Origin of the sequence: Kitasatospora sp. NPDC051984, from assembly GCF_044593455.1 — a bacterium.
Lineage (GTDB): Bacteria > Actinomycetota > Actinomycetes > Streptomycetales > Streptomycetaceae > Kitasatospora.
In genome coordinates this window covers 31,305-49,727 of record NZ_JBIUCB010000002.1, presented here as the reverse complement: position 1 = coordinate 49,727, position 18,423 = coordinate 31,305, and the positions used below count along the sequence as shown (strand labels likewise).

General features: G+C 73.4%; 15 protein-coding genes. 14 read left to right on the top strand and 1 reads right to left on the bottom strand.

All coding sequences use genetic code 11. The features are described from left to right. The first annotated feature begins 14 nt into the window (after positions 1–14). The 4 genes from ligA (at position 15) to ACIHEI_RS04180 (ending at position 5,012) form a co-directional block, all read left to right on the top strand. Positions 15–2,111 (top strand): NAD-dependent DNA ligase LigA, encoded by a 2,097-nt coding sequence (gene ligA / locus ACIHEI_RS04195; RefSeq protein ID WP_396605515.1) that lies wholly within the window; start codon positions 15–17, stop codon positions 2,109–2,111. Positions 2,112–2,164: 53 nt separating this feature from the next. Next, the gene (locus ACIHEI_RS04190; RefSeq protein ID WP_392945114.1) at positions 2,165–2,308 is read left to right on the top strand and encodes a hypothetical protein; all 144 of its coding nucleotides are present in this window, start codon (positions 2,165–2,167) and stop codon (positions 2,306–2,308) included. Between the two features lie 237 nt (positions 2,309–2,545). Beyond that, positions 2,546–2,767 carry a hypothetical protein gene (locus ACIHEI_RS04185; RefSeq protein ID WP_387635611.1) on the top strand — a complete coding sequence of 74 codons (222 nt, stop codon included), beginning with the start codon at positions 2,546–2,548 and terminating at the stop codon, positions 2,765–2,767. Positions 2,768–2,861: 94 nt separating this feature from the next. After that, positions 2,862–5,012, top strand: coding sequence for a DEAD/DEAH box helicase (locus ACIHEI_RS04180; protein WP_396605865.1), 2,151 nt, complete (start codon positions 2,862–2,864; stop codon positions 5,010–5,012). A 3-nt stretch (positions 5,013–5,015) separates the two neighbouring features. Here ACIHEI_RS04180 and ACIHEI_RS04175 read toward each other — a convergent pair whose 3' ends face one another. Further along, the gene (locus ACIHEI_RS04175) at positions 5,016–6,023 is read right to left on the bottom strand and encodes an NADP-dependent oxidoreductase (protein WP_396605514.1); all 1,008 of its coding nucleotides are present in this window, start codon (positions 6,021–6,023) and stop codon (positions 5,016–5,018) included. Positions 6,024–6,208: 185 nt separating this feature from the next. Between ACIHEI_RS04175 and ACIHEI_RS04170 the strand changes: the two genes are divergently transcribed. The 10 genes from ACIHEI_RS04170 to ACIHEI_RS04125 form a co-directional block, all read left to right on the top strand. Continuing rightward, positions 6,209–6,727, top strand: coding sequence for a sigma-70 family RNA polymerase sigma factor (locus tag ACIHEI_RS04170; protein ID WP_396605513.1), 519 nt, complete (start codon positions 6,209–6,211; stop codon positions 6,725–6,727). Next, the gene (locus ACIHEI_RS04165; protein ID WP_396605512.1) at positions 6,724–7,443 is read left to right on the top strand and encodes a hypothetical protein; all 720 of its coding nucleotides are present in this window, start codon (positions 6,724–6,726) and stop codon (positions 7,441–7,443) included. Before ACIHEI_RS04170 ends, ACIHEI_RS04165 begins: the two co-directional genes overlap by 4 nt. A 152-nt stretch (positions 7,444–7,595) precedes the next feature. Further along, a complete protein-coding gene (locus ACIHEI_RS04160; protein ID WP_396605511.1) occupies positions 7,596–8,243 on the top strand; it encodes a hypothetical protein in 648 nt (215 codons plus the stop codon). A gap of 17 nt (positions 8,244–8,260) precedes the next feature. Next, positions 8,261–9,154 (top strand): LysR family transcriptional regulator, encoded by an 894-nt coding sequence (locus tag ACIHEI_RS04155; RefSeq protein WP_396605510.1) that lies wholly within the window; start codon positions 8,261–8,263, stop codon positions 9,152–9,154. A gap of 246 nt (positions 9,155–9,400) precedes the next feature. Beyond that, on the top strand, positions 9,401–9,964 hold the full coding sequence (locus tag ACIHEI_RS04150) for a GNAT family N-acetyltransferase (protein ID WP_387859276.1): 564 nt from the start codon (positions 9,401–9,403) through the stop codon (positions 9,962–9,964). A gap of 52 nt (positions 9,965–10,016) precedes the next feature. Then, positions 10,017–12,167: a PQQ-binding-like beta-propeller repeat protein gene (locus ACIHEI_RS04145; protein WP_396605509.1), complete on the top strand. Its 2,151-nt coding sequence runs from the start codon at positions 10,017–10,019 to the stop codon at positions 12,165–12,167. Between the two features lie 95 nt (positions 12,168–12,262). Then, on the top strand, positions 12,263–15,043 hold the full coding sequence (locus ACIHEI_RS04140) for an AfsR/SARP family transcriptional regulator (RefSeq protein ID WP_396605508.1): 2,781 nt from the start codon (positions 12,263–12,265) through the stop codon (positions 15,041–15,043). 244 nt (positions 15,044–15,287) lie between these two features. Beyond that, positions 15,288–15,845 carry a WXG100 family type VII secretion target gene (locus tag ACIHEI_RS04135; protein ID WP_396605507.1) on the top strand — a complete coding sequence of 186 codons (558 nt, stop codon included), beginning with the start codon at positions 15,288–15,290 and terminating at the stop codon, positions 15,843–15,845. A gap of 80 nt (positions 15,846–15,925) precedes the next feature. After that, positions 15,926–17,869, top strand: a complete 1,944-nt coding sequence (locus ACIHEI_RS04130) for a hypothetical protein (RefSeq protein WP_396605506.1) — start codon at positions 15,926–15,928, stop codon at positions 17,867–17,869. A gap of 53 nt (positions 17,870–17,922) precedes the next feature. Beyond that, the coding region (locus tag ACIHEI_RS04125; protein WP_396605505.1) for a hypothetical protein at positions 17,923–18,423 on the top strand (501 nt) is incomplete at its 3' end.

Here is an 18,423-nt window from a genome sequence, read left to right as displayed (position 1 = left end):
CCAGAATGGGCAGCATGACGAAGCCTTCCGCAGCGGCACCCGCTGTCGACTTTGCCGACGAGGCTGCCTACCTTGAAGCCGTCGCACAGGCGCGAAAGGCCGCCAATGCCTACTACGGCTCCGGCGAGTCGGGCTTGGACGACGAGACATACGACCGGCTGCTGCGCGGCATCACCGCCTGGGAGGACGCACACCCTGGGCAGATCGCTGCCGACTCCCCGTCCCGGCAGGTCGCGGCAGGGGTGACCACTGGAGATGTCGAGCACAACGTCCCGATGCTCAGCCTGGGTAACGTCTTCTCGGACGAGGAGCTGACGGCATGGGCCGTCTCGCTGGAGCGGCGGCTGGGCGGGGCGGCGGTGGCAGGTTGGGCGGTGGAGCCCAAGCTCGACGGTGTGGCCTTGGCCGCCCGTTACCGCGACGGCCAGTTGGTTCAACTGGTCACCCGGGGCGACGGGACGACCGGGGAGGACGTGTCCCACGCCATTGGGGACATCGCCGGTCTGCCAATGACCCTGACCGAACCCGTCACGATCGAGGTGCGGGGCGAAGTCCTCATGACAGAGGCCCAGTTCGCCGCTGCGAACGCGCTACGGACCGTGCACGGCGCCACGGCTTTCGCCAACCGTCGCAACGCCTCCTCCGGCTCGCTGCGCGCCAAGGACCGGGCCTACCGGATTGGGCAGACCTTCCTGGCCTACGCCGCGCTGACCGACCCCGAGCACACCGGCGATCCCACCCTCGCCGGGCTCACCCACACCCAGCTCGTCGCTCGCCTGGCCGCCCTTGGGCTGGGGACCACGGCCGACACCCCGGTCGCCACCATGGCCTGCACGACCCTGGACCAGGTCATGGACCGGGTACGGGAGATTGCCGCCCTGCGGGAAGGGCTCGACTTCGAACTCGAGGGGGCCGTGATCAAGGCCGACAGCCCCGCCGACCAGTTCCGGGCCGGGATGGGCTCCCGTACCCCGTACTGGGCCACCGCCTTCAAGTTTCCGGCTGCCCAGAAGATCACTGTGCTGCGCGCCGTGGAGTGGAGCGTGGGCCGCACCGGCGTGATCGCCCCGCGCGCCGTCCTCGACCCCCTGGACGTTGCCGGCACCACCATCACCTACGCGACCCTGCACAACCCGGCCGACATCGCCCGCCGCGGCCTGATGCTCGGAGACCACGTCGTCGTCTACCGAGCCGGCGAAGTCATCCCCCGCGTCGAAGGCGCGGTCGCCGGCCTCCGTACCGGCAGCGAGCAGTCCATCGCCTTCCCCGAACTCTGCCCGCGCTGTGGCTCCAGCATCGACCGCAGCCAGGAGCGCTGGCGCTGTGAGCGGGGACGCGCCTGCGGCCGGACAGAGGCGATCCGGTATGCCGTCGCCCGTGACGCTCTCGACATCGACGGCATCGGTGAGAAGATCATCGTTCAACTCGTCGTCCAGGGATCGATCGAGGACTTCGCCGACCTGTTCACCCTCACCCGCGACCAGTTGCTCACCCTGGACCGCATGGGAGACAAGCGCGCCGACAACCTCATGGCCGCCATCGAGGCCGCAAAGACCAAGCCCCTCAATCGGGTCTTTTGCGCCCTCGGCGTCCTGGGCACCGGCCGCTCCATGTCGCTGCGCATCGCCGCGCACTTCGGCTCCATGCAGGCCATCCGAGACGCCGATTCCGTCGCCCTGGAGCAAGTCGACGGCATCGGCGGCGAGAAGGCCACAGTGATCGTGGCGGAACTGGCTGACCTCTCAACGCTCATCGACAAGCTCGTCGCTGCAGGCGTGAACATGGACCAGCCTGGTTTCGTCCCGCCCGCTACCGCAGATGCCAAAGCCGAGTCGACCTCCCAGCGGAACGGGAGCGAGCTGCCGCTGGCCGGGAAGACCGTGGTGGTAACCGGCGCGATGACCGGGCCTCTCTCGGACCGGTCCCGCACTGAGATGACCGAATTGATCACCAGGGCAGGGGGGCGCGCGTCCTCAAGCGTCTCGGCCCGCACCCATCTCGTCGTCGCTGGAGAGAACGCCGGCAGCAAGATCGACAAGGCCAGGGCTCTGGGCATCGAAACCATCACACCTGAGGAACTCGCTCAGCGCCTCGCGGGGCATTTGACGTGAGCGGTCGATCTATTGGCCCGAAACGGACAGGTTCCTAGCTCGTTGATCCGGACGTGACGGATCTGGTCGGAGACGCGGCGGTTGCCGCCGTCCGCGCCGGCCCGGGCGAGCATCAGGTGCTGGACCCGGACGAGCAGCAGTGCGCCCGGCAGGCTCTGCTCGATCGCGGGCCCGAAGACCTTGGCCTGGCAGGGTAGTTGGGGACACGCGCCATGGCTGGCGACCTGATCGCGATGCTCCACAGGGGCGGCTGACAGAGCAGGGAGGGCCCTCCTACCGGCTCAGTGAAGCGGTGCAGAGGCATCTGTGAACAGGAGTTGGCGGCATGCGGCTTCACGCGAAAAAGTCTCGGTCATTTGCCGACATGAGGCCTCTTGAACCGCTTGACTCGGAAGGCTCGTCCGTCAGGAAGTTACTCGCAGTCGGGAGCCCGAATGATGAGGGAAGAGCGCCTCAAGATCCTCGGCGCGGAAACAGTTGCGGCCATCCACCGCCGCGTGGCGGCCGCGCCGCCACCACCACCTGAACTGATCGCCGAACTGCGTCCGATTCTGGCCCCTGCAATGGAAGCCGTCCTGGCACGGGAGGCCGAGGCGGCACGTCGGGGGCGGGATGGCAGAGGCTTCACGCCGCCTGACACTGTCTTCGGTGGCTGACGTCCGCGCACGGTTTCCGGCCAGCTGGGGGTGACGGTTCGGGATGCCAGAATTGCCCCGGTTGGTGGGTTGGGCATGAGGAGGCGTGGGGTTCGTGGGAAGTGGGCGGCGGAGCAGGGAGGTTGTGGGGCGGGCCGAGGGGTTGCGGGGGGCTGCCGCGGGGGTGGTGGCGGCGTGGGGGGCTGCGGTGGGGGCTGTGGTGGAGGCGCATGGGCGGATTTTTTGGGGGCTGGTGCGGGGGGAGTTGGAGGGGATACCGGTTGAGCGGTTGAAGGAGGTGACGGAGGGGCGGTTGCAGACCGGGGTGCTGGCGGGGGCGGGGTACCGGACGGTCGCGCAGGTGTGTGGGGCGAGTGCGCAGGAGTTGGTGCGGATTCCCGGGATCGGGGGGTCTACGGCAAGTCAGTTGGTGGGGGCGGCGCGGCAGATTGCCGAGGCGGTGGAGCAGAGCACGGCGGTGCGGATCGATCCGGCGCGGCCGGACGGGGACAGCACGGAGTTGCTGATCGCGTTGCACCGGCTGGTGGTGGCCGGGCCGGGGGCGCGGCGGGCCGCGGACGAGGCGAGGGAGTTGGAGGCGGTGCTGGCGGCGCCGTTGGGGGCGGCCGGGCCGGCGTGCGGGTGGGTGAGGGGGCTGGTGGCCGGGGCCGGGCGGCGGGAGGAGGCGCGGCGGGCGGTCGAGTTGTTGGAGGAGAAGGTCGGGGCGGCGGAGGCCGACGGGGTGCCGCTGCGGTTCGCGCAGGCGGGGGCCGATCTGTTGCGGCCGGGGGCGGGGGAGGTGGAGGTCTGGGTCGAGTTCGAGCACCGGGCCGCGGAGTTCTACGCCGAGCTGGCGCTGTTGGTGGAGGAGGGCAGGGTCGGCGGCGTCGAGAGGGGCGCTTCCGAGGGTCATCTGCCGGACGCGCTGGCCGAGTTGGTGCGGGCGGAGCGGCTGGACGATGCCGGTTGCACGGTCTCGTTGCGTGGCTACCAGGCGTTCGGGGCGCGGTTCGCGCTGGCCCGGAAGCGGGTGATGATCGGCGACGAGATGGGTCTGGGGAAGACCGTGCAGGCGCTCGCCGTGCTGGCGCATCTGGCGGCGGCGGGGGAGCGGCACTTCCTGGTGGTGTGTCCGGCGTCCGTGCTGGTCAACTGGCAGCGGGAGACGGCGAGTCGGACGAGGTTGGGTGCCTATCGGTATCACGGTCCGGAGCGGGAGGACGCCAGAGGAAAGTGGCTGGCGGAGGGGGGTGTGCTGGTGGCCACGTACGAGTCGCTGCGGACGCTGCCCGAGGATCCGGTGGCCGCGCTGGTGGTGGACGAGGCGCACTTCGTGAAGAACCCGGCCGCGCTGCGCACCCGGCTGGTGGCGGAGTGGGCGGGGCGGACGGAGCGTGTGCTGTTCCTGACGGGCACGCCGATGGAGAACCGGGTGGAGGAGTTCCGCACCCTGATCGGTCATCTTCAGCCGGAGTTGCTGGCGGAGCTGCCCACGGGGCTGGGCGTGGCGGGGTCGGTCGCGTTCCGGCGGGCCGTCGCGCCCGCGTACCTGCGGCGCAATCAGCAGGACGTGCTGACCGAACTGCCGGACGTGGTGCGGGTGGACGAGTGGGACGAGCTGTCCGGGCCGGACCGGGCCGCGTACGCCGCGGCCGTCGCGGAGGGCAACTTCATGGCGATGCGGCGGGCCGCGTACGCGGAGCCCGCGCATTCGGCGAAGTTGCGGCGGTTGCGCGAGTTGGTGGCGGAGGCGGCCGAGAGCGGGCACAAGGTGGTGGTGTTCTCGTACTTCCGGGAGGTGCTGGGCACGGTCGGGGAGGCGCTGGGGGACGTGGTCGCCGGCACGATCTCCGGGGCGATGGCCGCCGAGGCGCGGCAGGAGTTGGTGGACGAGTTCACCGCCGTGGACGGCCATGCGGTGCTGCTGTGCCAGATCCAGGCGGGCGGGCTGGGTCTGAACCTGCAGGCGGCGAACGTGGTGGTGCTGTGCGAACCGCAGCTCAAGCCGACGCTGGAGGACCAGGCGGTGGCCCGGGCCCAGCGGATGGGTCAGATCCGCCGGGTCCGGGTGCACCGGCTGCTCGCCACCGACAGCCTGGACCGCGGTCTGGTCGAGCGGCTGCGCGGCAAGGCCGAGTTGTTCGACAGCTACGCGCGGCGCAGCGATCTCGCCGAGTCGGCCCCCGAGGCGGTGGACGTCTCGGACCGCGCGCTGGCGGTGAGGATCGTGGAGGACGAGCAACTGCGGCTGGCGGCAGCGGAGTAGGAGTCACAGCCGGACCAGCATCTTTCCGGTGTTCGCGCCGGTGAGCACCCCGAGGAAGGCGTCCACGGTGCGGTCGAAGCCGTCCAGCACGGTCTCCGGCGCGATCACCCGGCCGGAGGCCAGGTGCGGGCCGAGCAGGCCGTACAGCTCCTCCTGGGCGTCCATGTGGTTGCGGACCAGGAAGCCTTCGAGGCGGATGCTGCGGCCGACCAGTTCGAACAGGTTGTGCGGGGCGGCGGGCGGTTCGGTGAGGTACTGGCCGATCGCGCCGCACCAGGCGATCCGGCCGAAGTCGCGCATCGAGTTGATCGCGGCGGACAGGTGGTCGCCGCCGACGTTGTCGAGGTAGACGTCGATGCCGTCGGGGGCGGCGGCGGTCAGCAGGTCGGCGACCGGGCCGTCGTGGTAGTCGAACGCGGCGTCGAAGCCGAGCTGTTCGGTGAGGAAGGCGACCTTCGCGGGGGAGCCGGCCGAGCCGATCACCCGGCGGGCGCCGAGCAGCCGGGCCAGCTGACCGGCGGCGGTGCCGACGCCGCCGGCCGCCGCGGAGATGAACACGTCCTCGCCGTTGGCCAGGTGGGCGATCCGGGTGAGGCCGACGTACGCGGACAGGCCGGTGCCGCCGAGGACGCTCAGGAACGCGCTGAGCGGGACGCCCGGCAGATCGGGCAGGACGCGCACCTCCTCGCGGGTCACCACGGCGTGGGTGCGCCAGCCGTGGCGGTGGAGCACCGCCGTGCCGACGGGGAGCGCGGCGCTGCGGGACTCCACCACGCGGCCCACCGTCCGGCCCTCCATCGGGGCGTTCAGTTCGTTGCCGCCGTCGGCCTCCTCCATCATGCCGAGCATGTACGGGTCCACGGACAGGTAGGCGTTCTCGACCAGCGCGCTGCCCTCGGCGAGCGGCGGCAGCTCGTCGTCCACGAAGGCGAACTGGTCGGCGGTGGGCAGCCCGGTCGGACGGGCGAGCAGGTGGACGGCCCGGGCGTGGCGGGTGGCGGTGCTGGACATGGTGAACGCTCCAAAAGATGAACGGGGTTGACGAGGAGAAACGCTAGGGCGGGCGGTGCGGCCGTGGCAGAGCCCGGCGTTGATGGCAGCCCGTGATCCATGAGCGGCGTTCATGCCTGGATGCCCCCCAACGAAACCCGCCCGCTGTTCGTGGTGACGGGTGAGAGGCGAGGAGAGGGGGGAACGTGGCCGAATGGGCGGATCAACTCACCGAGTTGGTGGCGACCCGGGGCGCCGAACTGCAGCGCTACGGCTTCCTGTTGACGGGAGACCGGGCAGAGGCGGCGGACCTGGTCCAGGAGGCGCTGGTGCGGGTGTTCGCCCGCCCGCGACGCGCCTGGCGGCTCGGGGAGATCGAGGGGTACGTCCGCCGCACCATGCTCAACCGCTACCTGGACCTGTACCGGCGCAGAGCGCGCTACCGCGCGCTGGTGCCGCAGCTGGCCGAGGATCCGGTCGGCCCGGACGGCAGCGAACAGCTCGCGGACCGGCTCCAACTGATGGTCGCGCTCGGCACGTTGTCGCCGACCCAGCGGGCCTGCGTGGTGCTCCGGTACTACGAGGACCTGCCGGTGGCGGCGGTCGCGGAGCGGCTCGGGCGCCGCGAAGGAACGGTCAAACGACACCTCAGCGACGCGCTGGAGCGGCTGGGTGTGGCACTTACGGACGCTTGTCGAGAACTTGGGGAAGGTGTGAGCTCATGAACCCGGAAGACCTTCGAAGGGGCCTGCCCGAGGCGGCCGACCTGGCCGGACCGCTGCAGGTGGACACCGAACGGCTCACGCGGGCGGTCCGCCGACGCCGCCGGACCCGCTCGGCGCTGACGGCCGGGGCCGTCCTGGCGGTGGCGGGCGCCGTCTTCACCACGATGGGGCCGGTGGGGCCGACGGTGGCCTCGCCCGGAGCGGGCGGAGCAGGGGCGGCGTCCGCGTCGCCGACCGGCACCGCGTGGGGCCAGACGTGCGGCCGACCGCTGAAGTCCGAGGGCGGGGGATCCAAGATCAACGGCTTCGAGATGTCGGTGAGTTCCGTTCAGCGGGTGAGCAACGAGACAGGGCCTGCCGTTGACGCCGTGCTCAACTCGGAACGGATGGTGGGCATGGGCGGGAATCCGGGCCCTGCCCTGGAGGTGCTGTACCTCAAGAACGGCGCCGTCGTCGGCGGCGGGTTCACGCTGACCGGGCGGGGCGATCCGAAGACGGAGGGGACCCTCGGGGGCCAGATGTGGCTGGTCCGGGCGGGAGAGCCGTTCGCCCTGAAGCTGCACGAGCAGAACGCACTGTGCCCGTCCGTGACCTGGCCGCAGATCTGGGCGCACCCGGGCGACTACGAGGTGGTGCTGACGCTGATCTCGCCGATCGGTGAGTCGACGGACAACAAGGAGCGGCTTCTGGTCGCCCGGGCGCCGCTGGCCGGTTGAGGCGTGAGACGTCCCCCGGTCCGGCGGCCGGGGGACGCCGCGGAACCGGGTCCCGCCCGAGTGCGTCCAAGGCCTGTCCGAGTGGGGGTCTGGGAGGGGTGGCGGGGATGGCTGCGGCACGGCGGTACTGGTTCGCGTTGATGGTGTGCGGGGTGCTGCTCGCACTGTCCCTGCCGCTCTATCGGACGCCGGGTCGGTTCTGCGGGCCGGAGCTGCCTGAGGTGGAAGGGGGGTTCGGGTGTGTCGCAGCGGTTTCGTCGCCGGAGGGGGTTCTGGGCAGCTACGACCTGGCGCATCCCGGAGGGGTCCGGCTGTACTGGCTGGCCGCGTTGGTGATCGGCAGCTGCGCGCTCGGATGGTGGTACCGGCGGGCGGGCGAGGGACGGCGGGCCGTCGTGGGTGTGCTGGTCGCGGTGCTGCTGGCGGCGGCCACGACGGGCCTGACCTGGGCGGACTGGCACGGTTTCCGCTCGCCGTCGGCCTGGGCGGAGACACCGGTGCTGATGGTGTTCAACGGGGCCACGTCGCTGCTGGTGATCGCCCCCGTGCTGCTCGCGCTGGCGGTGGCCGAGCGCAGTGCCGGGCTGTTCGCGTTCGCGGTCGGATTCTGCGGCGTGGCCTACGTCTTCGCCACCCGCGACGCCCTCGGCGTGATGCACGATCTCGGCTTTGCGGTCAACGTGTTCAGTGACCCGGCGGGGATCCGGCAGTTGCTGAACCTGGCGATACCGGCCGCCGTGCTGCTCCTCGCGGCGGGTGCCGCGTACGGCGTCGGTGCGGTGGGTCGGCGACGGCCCTGACGCCGTACGCTGCGCAGGTGGCAGAGGATCTTCTTCCGCAGGAGCTGCGGGTGTTGGTGGCGGTGGCCGAGAGCGGTGGGTTCACGGCGGCGGGGGAGCGGCTGGGGCTGACGCAGTCGGCGGTGTCGCACGCGGTGCGGGGGTGCGAGCGGAAGCTGGGGGCGGTGCTGTTCGAGCGGGGGCGGCGCGGGGCGGTGCCGACGGCGGCGGGGGAGCGGGTGGTGGGGCACGCCCGGCGGATTCTGCGGCTGTTGGCGGCGCTGCCCGGGGAGGCGCGGCAGGGGGAGCCCGGCGGGCCGCGCGGGCCGGTGCGGATCGTCGCGTTCCGGAGTGCGGCGGGGCGGGTGCTGCCGGCGGTGCTGGCCCGGCTGGCGGTCAGTTGCCCGGAGTTGGAGCCCGAGGTGCGGGTGGTGCGGGACTTGGGGCGGGGCACCGCGGGTGAGGTCGCCGACGGCCGGGCCGATCTGGCGCTGGCCACGATGGGTGCGGCGATTCCGCGGGGGCTGGTCGCGGTGCCGCTGTACCGGGAGGGCTACGCGCTCGCCCACCAGCAGGGGCATCCGGATCCGCGCAGTCTGCCGCTGGTCGACTGGGACGAGAACTGCGGCTCGTACACGGCCGATTGGTGGCGCCGGCAGGACTGGATCCCGTCCGCGACCATCAACGTCTCCGACGACACCGTGGTGCTGTCGCTCGCCGCGCAGGGCCTCGGGATGGCGATCATGCCGATGCTCACCCTGGACCGGCTGCCCGACGGGCTTGCCGTCACCGATCTCGGCGCGGAGCGTCCGTCCCGGGAGGTCGGCTACGTCACCACCCCCGAGCTGGCCCGGACGGCCGCCGTGCGGGCGGTGGTGCGGGAGTTGCGCGCCGCCCCACTGCCCGCGGGCGCGAGCGCGGTGCGCCGGTAGAAGGGGGGCGTCCCGCCGCCCGTAGCGGGGGCGCCCGGCCCGGGAGAGAGGTGGGCCGGGTGGGCGGCGGGACTGGAGTGACGAACCCCGCAAATGAGTCTGCCGGGGCGTGCTCACGTCCCACTAACGTCCCGCTGACGTGCAGGAACAACCGTGGAATATGGTTGACTTGACGCGTGGTCGATAGGCGGGGGAGGGTACGCCGGGGCAGCTGCCGGGCGGCCCGGTGAGGCGACGGGGGTGGCCATGAGAGCGCTCGCCGAGGTGCGGGACGATCCGCTGACGGACGGCGACGTGGTGCTGCGCAGGCCGCTGCCCGCGGACGCCGCACTGGTGCACCGCGGCACCCACGACCCGCTGGTGCGCGAATTCCTCCAGGCGGTGATCCCGCACCGGGACCTGGCCGCCGCCGAGCGCTGGCTGACCGAGATCCCGCCGATGCTCTGGGAGACCGGACGGGCCGCCTACTTCACCGTCGAGGAAGCCGGAGGAGCCGTCGGCTGGGCCGAGTTGGTGAACCTCGACGCGGATCAGGACAGCGCCGAGATGACCGTCTGGCTGCTGCCCGAACACCGCCGGCTGCGCACCGCGAAGAGCGCGATGCGGCTGGTGTGCCGGTTCGGGTTCGAACGGCTAGGCCTGCGCCGGATCGACGCGTTCGCCGCCGCCGACAACATGCCCAGCCAGGTGACGGGCGCCGCGATCGGCTTCCGCCGGGCCGGCTACCGCCCCGCGCTGTTCCGCAGCTCACGCACCCAGCGACTGCACGACGCCGTGTACGCGACCCTCGTACCGGAAGACCTCTGCTGACCCTCGGGGACACCACCAGGAAACTCCCCGCACCTGAACCAGGAGTGACGACATGTCAGAAAGCAGCCTCCGGCTGGAGGACAGCGCGCTCGGCGAGCTGCTGATCACCGCCGACGGGTTCCGTGCCACCCGGGACGGGCAGGAGCGCACCGGACGGGTGGACGCCGCACTGATCGTCCGGGTGCTGTCCGCGCTCGGCGAGGCCCCCGCGCCGGTGCCCGGCGCCGCCGCCCCGACGGCCGGCCGCCGGCTCACCGTGGCCGGACTGAACGGCCGCCAGGACCGGCAGTGGGTCGACGGCACCGACGCGCCGGTGCCCGCCGCCGTCGCCCCGTTCGCGACCCTGCTGGCCCAGGCGTTCGGCGAGCCCGGCGAACCCGCCGCGCTGCCCGGCGCGGTCGCCCTCGGCCACCCGGCCGCGCACGGCGCCCGCAGCGCCGCCGCCGTCGGCACCGTCGGCGGCCGGGCCGCGTACGCCCTGGTCGAGGAGGACGGCTCGTTCGGCCTGACCGCCCTCGACGACGCCGCCTCGCTCGGCGGCTCCGACTCCGACGCCGGCCTCGCCCCGTCCGCCGTCGCCCTCGGCGAGGCCGGCGGCCGCTCGCTGTTCGCCGTCGGCGGCGGCGACGGCTCGGTGCAGGTGTGGGACGCCACCACCGGCCAGGTCGTGCACGGCTCCACCGGCGGCGAAGGCGCCCAGGCCGTGGCCGCGCTGATCTGCCGGGACATCCCGGTGGCGTTCTCGGCCGGCCAGGGCGGCGACCTGCGCGCCGTGCGCGCCGACGACGGCCGCGTCCTCGGCAACCTGCCCACCGGCGGCCACGGCGCCACCGTGCTGCGCGCCGCGCACTGCGCCGGCATCGACCTGCTGGCCGCGGCCGCCGCCGACGGCACCGTGCGGGTCTGGGACGCCGGCACCGGCGAGCAGCTGCACCTGCTCGTCGGCCACCGCGGCGAGGTCCGCTCGATGGCCGTCCTCACCGTCGACGACCAGGCCGTGCTCGCCACCGGCGGCCACGACCGCACCGTCCGGGTCTGGGACCTCGCCACCGGCCAGCTGGTCGCCGAACTCGCCGGCCACACCGGCACCGTCACAGGCCTCGCCTTCACCACCCTCGACGAGCGCCCCGTACTCGCCTCCTGCGCCCTCGACGGCACCGTGCGCACCTGGGACGTGTACGACGGCCGCCCGCTGCACGGCTGGCCCGCCGGCAGCTGGCTCACCGCGCTGGCCGCCACCGACGGCGTCCTGTTCACCGGCGACGAGACCGGCCGGATCACCGCCTGGGACGCCGCCACCGGCGCCGCCCGCACCGTCGCCCCCGCCGGGCGCCCCGGCAGCCCGCTCACCGCGCTCGCCACCGGCGCCCTGGGCGGCCGCCCCGTCCTCGCCGCAGGCTTCGGCGACGGCACGCTCCTCGTCTGGGACGCCCCGACGGGCAGCCAGCTCCTCGACCTGGCGGCCGACGGCGGCCCCGTGCACACCCTCGACCTGACCGCCGACGGCCCCGACGGCCCGCTGCTGGTCTGCGGCACCACCGCCGGCGCCGTCCGCAGCCACCGCCTCGCCGACGGCACCGCCAACCCGCTGCCCGTCCCGCACGCCGGCGCCGTCACCGGACTCGCCTTCACCACCGGCGACCAGCCGCTGCTGGCCTCGGCCGGCCGCGACGGCGTGATCGCCGTCCGCGCCGCCGCCACCGGCGACGACAGCCGGCGCTTCGCCACCGGCCACGGACCGATCACCGCGCTGGCCGCCGTCGTCGCAGGCGGGCAGCCGATCCTCGCCACCGCCGGCGAGGACCTCAAGGTCCGGATGTGGCACGCCGGCAGCGGCGCCGCCGGACCGGTCTGCGAAGGCCTCACCCGGCCCGCCGAGGTGCTGTCCTTCACCGAGATCGGCGACCGCCCCACGCTGATCGCCGGCACCTCCGACGGCAACGTGCTGGTCTGGGACGTCCAGAGCGGCCAGCGCATCGCCCTGCTGACCGGCGGCGGCGCGGCCGTCCGCGCCGTGGTCGGCCGCGAGCTCGACGGCGAGGCGCTGCTCGCCGCCGGAGACGCCGCCGGCACCCTGCGGCTGTGGCACCTGAGCAGCGCCACCCTGCTCAACGAAGCCGCGCTGGACGGCACTCCGCTGGCCATCGAACTCGACGAGGCGGGCCTGCGGATCGTCACCCCGGCCGGTGCGATGACCCTCTGACGGTCCGTCCGGACGGCCCTGATTGGGTGTACCGGATAACGACCCGGTAGCCTCCCTCACCGGACACGACTCGGGGGGAGTTGGGGGTTACTGCGGTGAAGTTCCGGCTGCTCGGGGCCGTTTCGGCGGATGACGCCGAAGGCGGCGAACTGCGACTCGGACCGGAGAAGCGGCGCAGCGTGCTCGCCCTGCTGCTGCTGCGCCGCAACCGGGCGGTCTCGGTCGCCCAGCTCACCGAGGCGCTGTGGATCGCCGAACCCCCCGCCAACGCCCGCACCGTGGTGCAGAGCCACATATCCCGGCTGCGCGCCCTGCTCACCGAGCAGGGCGCCACCGGCCAGGGCGTCCAACTCGCCACCGCCGGCGACGCCTACACCCTGCACCTGCCCGAAGGACGCCTGGACGTCGAGCAGTTCGACACCCTGGTGGCCGCCGCCCGGGTCGAGGCACGCTCGGTGGACGTGGTCGACGCGCTGGAGCACGCGCTCGCCCTGTGGCGCGGACCCGCCCTCACCGGCACCGTCGCCAGCCCCCCGCTGGAGGCCTGGCGGCAGACCCTGGAGGAGAACCGGCTCGCCGCCGTCGAATCCCTCGCCGACCACTACCAGCGGCTCGGCGACCCCGCCCGGGCCGCCGAACTGCTGCGCGCCGAAACGGTCGCCCACCCGCTGCGCGAATCGCTGGTCTCCGCGCTGATGCTGGCGCTGTTCAAGGCCGGACGGCAGTGCGACGCGCTCGACTGGTACCACCGCACCCGCGAATCGCTCGCCGACCGGCTCGGCGTCGACCCCGGGCGGGCGCTGAACGCCGCGTACGAGCGGATCCTGCGCGGCGAACCCACCGAGCCCCCGGCTCCGGCCCCGATTGTTCCGTCAACTCCCGTGGTAATGGCGGAAGTCGAATGGAAGGTGCCCTCGCCCGCCGGACCGCCCGCGATCGAGAACCTCCCCGCCATCGACCTGCTGCCGCGCGCCCCGCGCGGCTTCCACGGCCGCGACGCCGAACTCGCCACCCTCGCCGACGCGGTGCGCAGCGGACCGGACGGCGCGATCGCGCTGATCACCGGACCGGCCGGGGTCGGCAAGACCGCCCTCGCCCTGCACTGGGCGCACCGCAACGCCGGACGCTTCCCCGACGGCCTGCTCTTCGCCGACCTCGGCGGCTTCAGCGACCGCCCCGGCCGCGACCTCGACGAGGTGATCGCCGAATTCCTCGCCGCGCTCGGCGTCGCCCGCGAGGACCTGCCGGCCGGCACCACCGCCCGCGCCGCCCTGTACCGGCGGATCACCACCGGCCGCCGACTGCTGGTGATGGTCGACAACGCCCGCGACACCGCCCAGGTCCGGCCGCTGCTGCCGGCCGGCGCCGACTCCGTCGCCGTCGTCACCAGCCGCCACCGGATGCTCGGCCTGGTCGCCGCCGAACTCGCCCGCCCGCTGCCGCTCGCCGTGCTCGGCCCCGAGGAGTCCACGGCGCTGCTCGCCCGGGTGCTCGGCCCGGCCCGGATCGCCGCCGAACCCGAGGCCGCCCGCGAACTCGCCCGGCTCTGCGACGGCCTGCCGCTGGCCCTGCGGATCGCCGCCGCCAAGATCGCCGCCGACCCGCGCCGCGGCCTCGCCGCGATCACCGAACAACTCCGCCACGAACAGCGCCGGCTCGGCCACCTCGCCGCCGAGGAGATCAGCGTGGCCAGCGCGCTGCGCATCTCCTACGAGCAACTCCCGCCCGTCACCGCCCAGTTGTTCCGCACTCTGGGCTTCCACCCCGGCCCGGTGATCGACGCCCACACCGCCGCCGCGCTCGGCGACCTGGACCCGTCGGCCGCCGCCGAGGCCCTCGACCAGCTGGCCGCCACCCACCTGATCACCGAGACCGACGGCGGCCGCTACACCCTGCACGACCTGGTCTGGCTGTACGCCCGCGAGCTGAGCAGCCGCACCCACCCCGCCGAACAGCGCCTCGCCCGGGAACGGCTCGCCGACCAGTACCTGTACACCGGCCTGGCCGCCGCCCAGGCCGCCGAACCCGGCAGCAAGCCCTGCTGCGAACCCCCGGTGGGCAGCCACCGGCCGCGCGCCGTCGCGGAGTTCGACAGCGGCGAGGACGCGATCCGCTGGCTCGGCGCGCACCGCGAAACACTCGCCCAGGTGATCGCCACCGCCTCGCCGGAACGGGTCTGGCGACTCGTCCTCACCCAGTGGCCGCTGATCCTGCGCCGTCTGCGGGACGGCTGGGTGTCCCAGCTGGAACACGCCCTGGACGCCACCCTGGAGTGCGGCGACGCGGACGGCGAGAGCCAGGTGCGGGCCATGCTCGGCTGGGTGCTGGTCTCCAACCGGCGGCTGTCCGAGGCCGTCACCTGCCTGACCCCGGCCGCCGAACTCGCCGCCCGGGCCGGCAACCAGGTCGGCCGGGCCGTCGCACTGGTCAACCTGGCCGCCGTCCAGTCCGAACTCGGCGACACCACCACGGCCGGCAACAACCTCACCCAGGCCCTGGAGATCGCCCTCGCCATCGGCCACACCCACACCGTCACCCTCGCCCTCCAGCACCTGGCCCGCCACCTGCTGGTCACCGGCCGTCCCGCGTACGCGATCGAACAGGCGCTGTTCGGGCTGGAGTTGACGGCGGATCAGATTCCGTCCTCGCGCCGGGTCCTGCTGCACACCGCCTGCGGCGAGGGGCTGTCCGCGCTCGGCCGCCACGCCGCGGCCCGCAGCCGGCTGAACGCGGCCCTCGCCGAGGCCGAGCAGATCGGCCACGACGAGGCCACCGCCGAGGTGCTCGGCGCGCTCGCCGCCGCCGAGGACGCCGCCGGACTGGCCAACGCCGCCACCGCGCACCGGCGGCGAGCAGAGCAGCTGGGGCTGTCGTAAGCCCCTGGTGGGAGCCGGAAACCGGCGCGTTGGTGAATCGCCGGAAACCGGCGCGTTAGTGAAGCGCAAGCCGAAAGCAAACGGCTACCGCAAGGATGATTCCGTGCGGTAGCCGCGGGTGCGCGGGACTGCCCGTGGCACCGCGTACGGCCCCTCGCTCGCCCGGTCGCCCCCGGCCTCCATGCAACGCCCCTTTTACCGGCCCGCACCGTCGGGGAGCAGACATCGGGAGAGGGCGGGACGGATGGCCGGTGACGGCGTGAACATCGACCTGGACGAGGTCCAGGCGGCAGCCAAGACGATCGCAGCGCTGCTGGAGGAAATGCAAGGGCCGTTCGCCCAGCTGGAAGCCCACATCAACATGGTCGAGGACTCCGTGTACGGGACCGACCTGCTGGGCAAGTCGCTGACCGGCGGCGGATCTTCGGTCGGCGGCTTCAACAAGCACCAGAAGGACGTGCTGGCGGGCATCAAGCTGCTGCTCAGCAACGCCACCGCGATGGGCACCAACCTGCAGACCATGGCCGCCCGGCACCAGGCCAACGACGAGGAGCACGCCTCCGCGCTCAGCCGGATCAGCGCCGGCGACGGTACCCCGCTCGCGCCGCTCACCCCGGCCGTGGCGCCGTCCCCCACGCCCACGCCCATGCCTGCGCCCACGCCTGCGCCCGCACCCGCGCCGGTGCCGCCGCCGGACAACGGGGGTTACCACACCCAGGACGGGCCGTCGCTGGACTACAACAAGCCCAAGCCCCCGCCGGAACCGCACGGCCCGGTCGGCGGCGGCCGCAACCTGATCTGACCCACACCGCACACCCGCACCACGGCGGCTGATCCGGTGTCAGCCGCCGACGCACCCACCATCCGAGAGAGCTTCCCGCCATGATCGAGCTGCCGGCCGACCTCGCCGAAGTGCTCAAGACCGTGCAGAAGAACGAGAACGGCAAGGACATCTCGTTCCCCGACGGCAATGAGGACCTGATCGGCGACCTCGCCGCCGCCTGGGACAAGTGGAACCAGGTCGCGGACACGCACATCCGCGGCATCGCCAACGCCGCCCAGCGCGCCATGTCCTGCATGTCCGGCGACGCCGCCGACAGCTTCCAGTCGTACCTGCAGAAGTTCGCGGGCGGCGACGCCTCGCACGTCGCCACCACCGTCAAGGCCGGAACCGACATCGCCAGCGGCCTGCACGGCGCGCACCAGGCGGTGATCGACACCAAGAACGAGATGATCCGGGAACTCGACTACGCCAAGACGTACATGGCGCAGAACCCGGCGGGCAAGCACGACGACATCGCCAACTCCGAGGGCGTCAAGCAGGCCGCCAGCCTGTACCACCAGTACGTCAGCGGCGTCAGCAACCAGGTCGACGGCATCCTGCGCAACAACGCCAACCAGATCGCCGACATGAACGGCATCGGCAAGACCTGCACCCTCAACGGCGGTGGCGGCGGCGGAGGCGGCGCGGGCGGCGGAGGCGGCTCGGGCCTCGGCATCGACAGCGCGGGCGCCGGACCGGACGGGATCGGCGGCGGCGGTGCCGGCGGCGGTGCGGGTGACGGTGCGGGTGACGGGGCCGGCGGCAAGGGCGGCGGCGCGGGCGGCGGGGCCGGTGGCGGCGGTGGTGGTGCGGGCGGCCACGGCGGCGCCAAGACGCCCAGCATCCTGAAGCCGTTCTCGCCGCCGCCGCCCGGCCACGTGCCGGACCTGACCAGCGGCGGACACCCGCCGACCTTCACGCCCCTCCCGGTCAGCCCGAAGGGCTCGCTCAACCTGGCCGGCCTCGGCGACCTCGGCTCCGGCGGCCCCGGCCTCGGCATCGGCCACTCCGGGCTCGGCGGCGTCGGCAGCGGCGGACTCTCCGCGTTCGGCGGCGCGGGCGGCGGCGGACTCGGCGGCGCCGGGCTCGGCGGTGGCGGCTTCGGCGGCGCCGGCGGCGCGAGCGCCTTCGGCAACGCGATGGGCGCCATGGGCCGGGCCGGCGGCGCGCTGGCCGGCGCGGGCGCCGGTGGTGCCGGCGGTGGCGGCATGCGAGGCGGCGGTGCGGCCGGTGGACGTGGTGCCGGCGCCGGCGCCGGTGCGCGCGGTGCCGGTGCCGTCGCCGGTGGTGCGGGCGGCGCCCACGGCGGCGGCATGGGCGGCGCCGGACGGGGCGGCAAGGGCGAGAAGAAGGGCGCCAACCGCTTCCTCGGCCCCAGCCGGTTCGGACCGGAGGGCGAGGAAGAAGAGGCACTGCTGCACGACAGCGGCATCCTCGGCCAGGCCGGCGAGGTCGACCCCCGCGACCGCAACTGGCAGCGCGCCCGCCGCCGTTGGCTCGACGACGCCCGCGCCGAGGGCGTCCTCACGGCGCCCGAGCCCGAGCCCGTGGCAGCCGCCGAAGCCGCGGCGGCCCCCGCCAGCGAGCAGGCCGTCCTCAACCAGCTCGCGGGCGTGCTGCTGGGTGCCACCGTCACTGCCGACGGCGAGGCGGCGACTCCCGTCGCGGGGGAGGCGGTGACGCCGGCTCAGGAGAGTATCGCGGCCGAGGCGCGCGGGGAGTCGAAGGCGTCCGGGTCGTCCGGGTCGTCCAGCTCGTCCGGTGAGTCGAAGGCGGGCGGGGACGCCGAGTACCTGGATCGGGCCCGCAGCGTCGCCGCACGGCGCGGACACGGCGAGGCCGCGGAGGCGGTGGCCACGTCGGCCACCCGCGCAACTCCGGTGAGCGCGGCGGCTCCTGCGGCAGCCGCCAAGCCGACTCCGATCCGGGAGGAGGGTGGCTACCAGGTTCCCAGCCCGTTCCTGCGCGCCGCACTCACCCGCCTGGCCGCCCCCGCGGACTGACCGCCGCCGCCCCGCTACCCCCGCGCTGATCCGTACTCACTAAGGAACCCCCCATGAGCAACGACGTGCCCTGGTTCGCGATCGACCCCGGCGTCGAACCCGCGCACACCATGCGCATTCCGGAAGGTGAGCGGATCGGCGTGGAGGCGCCGACGTTCGGCGAAGCCGCGCGGGTGGGCTGGGTTGAGCCGGATGTGATGCCTGCGCAGCGTATTGAGGGGGGTGGGCCGTTTACGGGGGCGGCGCATGTGGGGCGGTTCGAATCGGATGTGATGCCTGCGCAGCGCATCGACGGGGGTGGGCCGTTCACGGAGGCCGCGCATGTGGGGCGGTTCGAATCGGATGTGATGCCTGCGCAGCGTATTGAGGGGGGTGGGCCGTTTACGGAGGCCGCGCATGTGGGGCGGTTCGAGCCGGATGTGATGCCTGCGCAGCGCATCGACGGGGGTGGGCCGTTTACGGAGGCCGCGCATGTGGGGCGGTTCGAATCGGATGTGATGCCTGCGCAGCGTATTGAGGGGGGTGGGCCGTTTACGGAGGCCGCGCATGTGGGG

What these genes read in the sequence shown, in the direction of transcription:
- ligA (WP_396605515.1), top strand. Translation starts at nt 15, where the DNA reads ATGACGAAGCCTTCCGCAGCGGCACCCGCTGTCGACTTTGCCGACGAG.
- ACIHEI_RS04185 (WP_387635611.1), top strand. Translation starts at nt 2,546, where the DNA reads ATGATGAGGGAAGAGCGCCTCAAGATCCTCGGCGCGGAAACAGTTGCG.
- ACIHEI_RS04175 (WP_396605514.1), bottom strand. Translation starts at nt 6,023, where the DNA reads ATGTCCAGCACCGCCACCCGCCACGCCCGGGCCGTCCACCTGCTCGCC.
- ACIHEI_RS04165 (WP_396605512.1), top strand. Translation starts at nt 6,724, where the DNA reads ATGAACCCGGAAGACCTTCGAAGGGGCCTGCCCGAGGCGGCCGACCTG.
- ACIHEI_RS04150 (WP_387859276.1), top strand. Translation starts at nt 9,401, where the DNA reads ATGAGAGCGCTCGCCGAGGTGCGGGACGATCCGCTGACGGACGGCGAC.
- ACIHEI_RS04145 (WP_396605509.1), top strand. Translation starts at nt 10,017, where the DNA reads ATGTCAGAAAGCAGCCTCCGGCTGGAGGACAGCGCGCTCGGCGAGCTG.
- ACIHEI_RS04135 (WP_396605507.1), top strand. Translation starts at nt 15,288, where the DNA reads ATGGCCGGTGACGGCGTGAACATCGACCTGGACGAGGTCCAGGCGGCA.
- ACIHEI_RS04130 (WP_396605506.1), top strand. Translation starts at nt 15,926, where the DNA reads ATGATCGAGCTGCCGGCCGACCTCGCCGAAGTGCTCAAGACCGTGCAG.